Source organism: Burkholderia pseudomultivorans (genome assembly GCF_902499075.1).
Classification (GTDB): Bacteria; Pseudomonadota; Gammaproteobacteria; order Burkholderiales; family Burkholderiaceae; genus Burkholderia; species Burkholderia pseudomultivorans.
Map to the genome: position 1 here is coordinate 1 of NZ_CABVPP010000145.1, position 569 is coordinate 569.

Consider the following 569-nt stretch of genomic DNA (forward strand, 5'->3'; position numbering starts at 1 on the left):
ACGCCGCAGAACCTGGCCGTCGAGGCGAAGAAGATGGAAAGCTACGGCGCGACCTGCATCTACGTCGTCGATTCGGGCGGCGCGCTGACGATGAGCGACGTGCGCGACCGGTTCCGCGCGGTGAAGGCCGTGCTGAAGCCCGAGACGCAGACGGGCATGCACGCGCACCACAACCTGTCGCTCGGCGTCGCGAACTCGATCGTCGCGGTCGAGGAGGGCTGCGACCGGGTCGATGCATCGCTCGCGGGCATGGGCGCGGGTGCCGGCAACGCGCCGCTCGAGGTGTTCGTCGCGGCGGCCGAGCGGATGGGCTGGAACCACGGCACCGATCTCTACACGCTGATGGACGCGGCCGACGACATCGTGCGGCCGTTGCAGGACCGTCCGGTGCGCGTCGATCGCGAGACGCTCGCGCTCGGTTATGCGGGCGTGTATTCGAGCTTCCTGCGCCATGCGGAAGTGGCCGCGAAGAAGTACGGGCTGAAGACGGTCGACATTCTCGTCGAGCTGGGCAGGCGCCGGATGGTCGGCGGGCAGGAGGACATGATCGTCGACGTTGCGCTCGATCT

1 protein-coding gene is annotated in these 569 nt (G+C 68.2%); it reads left to right on the forward strand.

Features of this window, described 5'->3' with window-relative positions; translation table 11 throughout:
* On the forward strand, nucleotides 1–569 hold a 569-nt coding region (gene dmpG, locus BST28156_RS34570), incomplete at both ends, for a 4-hydroxy-2-oxovalerate aldolase (protein ID WP_174904588.1).